Raw genomic sequence first — 4,425 nt, 5'->3', positions numbered from 1 at the left:
CTTGAGGTAGAGGTTTTGTTTTGAGACGAGGCTATTTTTTGCGCCCATAGCAGCGCTACGGGCAATAAAAATAACGACGTATCAAGGCGAAAAATCACCCCTTAGAGTGTAAATTTATTTTTGAACAATTCCTAAGTTTCTTCTGGATTACAAAAGCACTGAATTTTCTCACGAGAATAAATACTTTAAGATAGTTCAGCGTAAAATTTCATACAACTTTTCAACAATCACTACAATTATTTGAAATAATGCCAAAATTCATTCGCACAGCAGGAATATTTTTTCTATCCATACTTTGCCTTATGCAGCAACAGGCAAAGGCTCAAGACACCGAAGCAGCTAAAGCACTGGTAAGTAAAGGGGATGAAAAGATAGAGGAACAGCGTTTTAAAGCTGCCATTAGGCTGTATAGCCAAGCCATTAAAAAAGATAAAACATATGCCGTTGCTTATGAAAAGCGCGCAAGGGCTTATCAAGCAAATAAGAAGTTTTCATTGGCGATTAAAGATTATAGTAAGGCAATTAAACTTGACAATAAACTGGTGGATGCCTACCGCGGAAGGGCTTATAGCAGGTTTTTGAGAGAAGATTACAAAGATGCGATTCATGATTACAATAATGCCATCAGACTACACGGAAAAGATACATTTTCTTTTTACAGAAGGGCAGTTTCCAAATACCACATTTCAGACTACCAATCAGCATTAATGGACATAAATAAAGCCTTGAAACTAAACAAGTTTCGTCCAGAGTTTAACTATTATCGAGGGTTGATTAGAATGGCACTGAAAGACCCCAAAAACTCGCTCAGTGATTATGATGAAGCCATTCGGTTAAAACCAAAGTATGCAGAAGCTTACTACCATCGGGGGCTTGCCAAAAAGCAACTTAATTATGACGGAGCACTTACTGACTATAATAAAGCCATCAGGCTAAACCCTGTTTATCACGAAGCATATTTTAGCCGGGGCAGTTATTTTGTGGCAGAGGGCAAACAAGACAAAGCATTGGACAATTTTAGTAAAGCAATTAAAATATATAACAAAGAAGAAGCTTATTTTGCCGAAAGAGCAAAGGCCCACGAACAAAACAAAGATCTAAAAGCTGCGCTTAAAGATCTTGATCGGGCTATAGAGCTAGACGGACGTAATCTAAAGTTTTATTTTAGTCGTGCCCGGCTCAAAGGTTTACTCAAAGATTTTGATGGGGCAATGCAGGACATTCAATTTATTATAGATGAGCAACCCAATAATGTAAATGCTTATATACAGCGAGGTACTATCAAAGAAATAAAGCTGGACTATACAGGAGCATTGGAAGACTTCAGTAAAGCAATGAAAATGGCTCCCAAAAACCCGGAAATTTATAACCACCGCGGGGTAATTAAATACAAATCAAGAAATTTTACTGGGGCGCTCGAAGACTTTGACAAGGCGATTTCGCTCGATCCGCTTAATAACAGGGCTTATTATAACAAAGGAATGACGCAAATGTATATGGGTAAAAAAGAGGAGGCTTGTAAAAATTTGCGCAAAGCAGGAGAATATGGACACCCTAAGGCGTATAAAATTGCCCGAAAGTATTGCAGCTAAACATTCTCTCTTGTGGTTAAGTAAAATGGGGCAAACTACCTGTCTTCGTATACTACCTTGATGTTGCGTAAACGAAAGTAGTCTGCCAGTCTTACTCCATTGCGGCTTTGATAGTTTTTAATGCGGTTATAGTGCACTTCGCTAATGTCTAAATACCCTTCAAATACTCTGCCTAGCAGGTGCCATTCGTCATTGTTCCTCAACTGACAAGTTCCATCAATTGCTACATACACCTGCAAAGGTTGGTCTAAATGTTTGTCTGCATAAAACAATTGTCCCATGTCGTCATAATTGCCATATACCAAAGTATTGATGCTTTGTCTTTCTTTGAGATCTTGCTCAGAGATGTATTGATTGGGAACTTCATTGATAAGTGATACAAGGTTTTGTTCATTGAGTTGAATACAGCGTACCAGTTGGTTAAATTTGTCTCTGGGCAGTTGGTGAGGATCAATATAGATATTTAAACCGCTTTCGCTTTTGTGATTTACTTTCATAAATTTCACCTCCTTTTTTGCTTTGGCCATTGGTATGCCTTTGCGTCCTATGCTTTGTGATACTACTTTACCATTATAGATCAAGTCTATTTGAATATACAACTTGTGGTCTTTCTGGTTTGGGTAAGATGTAGTACGGAGTTGAATAATTCCATTGTTACAGCGGATTTCGCCTAGCTGTTCTTTTACCTGGCGTGTGCCACACCCCCCTGCCAACATTAACAAGCATATAATGCCGATATACGTATATTTTTTCATACAAATGTGGTGGTTTTTGCTTCCCTTCAATATTAAAAAATAGGCTGCTTAATTTACAATGTGGTGAGCATTTGCATTCATCAGTTAGCTGAGTCAAAGCAGCTCCTGTTTCAATGTTCACAATGACCAAATATGGATGTTTTGATTTACCTGTCTGACTGCTCAATACGCCCTTTTAGAATAAAAATTTCCGAAAAAGTCCACATTTCATCATTGAATAAGCCAATTTTTGTTGTTATTTTGTAAAATACGCACATAAATCACGCCTCGTTTTAATGAAAAACCCAATAGTCTTTCACAAGATTGTAAGTGATGTGATCAAACTCTAAACAATTCTGATCAAACCCTTTTTACGATTACTAAACCATATTATAACTATGTACAATCCAAGGATCAATTGGCAGCTGATAGAAGCCACCAGATATGTAAGTATTTGGTTTGACGAATCGCTCTCGTTATTTATACATCAATGGAGTAATCACAATCAAACAATGGGGGTAAACTTTGAAGTATTTATAGAAAATGCTCAAGTGGTAGCAAAGTACCAGGTAATGCTACAACCCAAAACAGTGATTATTGATGTTACTGGACTCAACATTACTTTTGGTAGTGAAATTCAACAATGGACGGGGCTGCATATAGGAGAAGCTATGCACGCTGCGGGTAGCGAATACCTTGTGTTGATCAAAAGTAAAGATATTTTTACCCAAATTTCAATAGAACAGCTGCTCGAAGAAGCTAAGGAACCACAGTTTCAACTTAGGTTTTTTAATACCTTGACACAGGCTTTAAACTGGCTGGATGTATAGCTATGGAATACGAATCAAGTATACTGCAATTACTGCAAAGCAACGATCTCTCTCACCTTAAGCTGGCTTTTGAACTTTGTAAGGGGTTGCAAGGGAATTATAGTCTAAAAGTAGCATTGGTGTTGCAGCAATATCCATTGTTTTGTGCAATGTATGCACTTGAGACCGATTTTTGTGCCAACCTACAAGAACTCAACTTAAACAACCAACAACTGGAGGCATTACCTCCGGCAATAGGTCAACTCAAACAATTGCGTAGCCTGTGGGCGTGGAAGAATAAATTGACTAAATTGCCAGTTGAAATAGGAGCATTGACTCAATTAAGGGTATTGTCGCTACAGTATAACCAATTGACCTGTTTGCCGCCCGAAATAAGTCGCCTTACTCAATTAAGAGATGTGTATTTGTATGGTAATAAAATATCTGCCGAAGAAAAAAGGAAAATAAGCCAATGGTTGCCCAACAACTGTGATATAAGATTCAAACGTTTTGAAGATTGATAATTAAAATGCCTGAAAATAACGAAAAAATATTGAAACTGTTGCAAAGTGGTGACGAGCAAAACATTGCGCTGGCTTTTCAGCTTTGTGTGGGGCTTCGGCAAGGCTACAATAAGGCTGTAGCAAAAGAGCTACATAAGCATGTGTTTTTTTGTGTGAGGCACCAACTTGAGCCAGGTTTTTATAAAAACCTGACCAATCTATTAATTTCTGACAAGAACCTTCAACGGCTTCCAGCAGAAATTGGTCAATTAGTCAATCTTACCGACCTATCATTGGGGTACAACCAAATACAAGCGCTGCCAACAGAAATTGGTAATTTACACCGCCTGAAAGAACTCTGGATTACCAATACCAAAATAAAAACACTGCCTGCCGAAATAGGAAAGCTGCATCAGTTGAGGTCACTCAGTTTGTATGAAAATCAACTGGAAACCCTGCCTAAAGAGATTGGGCAACTAAGCAAACTACAAGACCTGAGTCTACACCACAATCGTTTGAGTCAAGTACCTGTCGAAATAGGTCAATTGTCTAACCTACGACGGCTTTACCTCAATAGTAACCAATTGCAAGACTTACCCCCACAAATACAACAACTTGCCCAGCTAAAGGTACTCAGGCTGGGAGGCAACCCTATGAGCGCCAATAATCAAAAGAGGTTGATGGAGTGGTTGCCTGATTGTGAGGTAGAGTTTTAAGGAATTGTTCAAAAATAAATTTACACTCTGAGGGGTGATTTTTCGCCTTGATACTTCGTTATTTTTATTGC

5 protein-coding genes are annotated in these 4,425 nt (G+C 38.4%); 4 read left to right on the top strand and 1 reads right to left on the bottom strand.

The genetic code is table 11. The features are described from left to right. Nucleotides 1–302 precede the first annotated feature (302 nt). Nucleotides 303–1,592 (top strand): tetratricopeptide repeat protein, encoded by a 1,290-nt coding sequence (locus Q0954_RS32980; protein ID WP_299465999.1) that lies wholly within the window; start codon nt 303–305, stop codon nt 1,590–1,592. A 35-nt stretch (nt 1,593–1,627) separates the two neighbouring features. Here Q0954_RS32980 and Q0954_RS32975 read toward each other — a convergent pair whose 3' ends face one another. Next, complete coding sequence (locus Q0954_RS32975; protein WP_299465996.1) at nt 1,628–2,347, bottom strand: hypothetical protein; 720 nt, start codon at nt 2,345–2,347, stop codon at nt 1,628–1,630. Between the two features lie 377 nt (nt 2,348–2,724). On the opposite strand from Q0954_RS32975, the gene Q0954_RS32970 reads away from it, so the two are divergent. From Q0954_RS32970 to Q0954_RS32960, 3 genes are read left to right on the top strand one after another with little or no spacing between them, the layout of a single operon-like run. After that, on the top strand, nt 2,725–3,156 hold the full coding sequence (locus Q0954_RS32970) for a hypothetical protein (RefSeq protein ID WP_299465994.1): 432 nt from the start codon (nt 2,725–2,727) through the stop codon (nt 3,154–3,156). Nucleotides 3,157–3,158: 2 nt separating this feature from the next. Next, the gene (locus Q0954_RS32965; protein WP_299465990.1) at nt 3,159–3,656 is read left to right on the top strand and encodes a leucine-rich repeat domain-containing protein; all 498 of its coding nucleotides are present in this window, start codon (nt 3,159–3,161) and stop codon (nt 3,654–3,656) included. 8 nt (nt 3,657–3,664) lie between these two features. Continuing rightward, nucleotides 3,665–4,354, top strand: coding sequence for a leucine-rich repeat domain-containing protein (locus Q0954_RS32960; protein ID WP_299465987.1), 690 nt, complete (start codon nt 3,665–3,667; stop codon nt 4,352–4,354). Nucleotides 4,355–4,425: the final 71 nt, after the last annotated feature.

It is taken from the genome of uncultured Microscilla sp., assembly GCF_947493425.1.
Taxonomy (GTDB): Bacteria; Bacteroidota; Bacteroidia; order Cytophagales; family Microscillaceae; genus Microscilla.
Note: the sequence above shows the minus strand (reverse complement) of the source record. Positions and strands in the feature narration are given on the sequence as shown.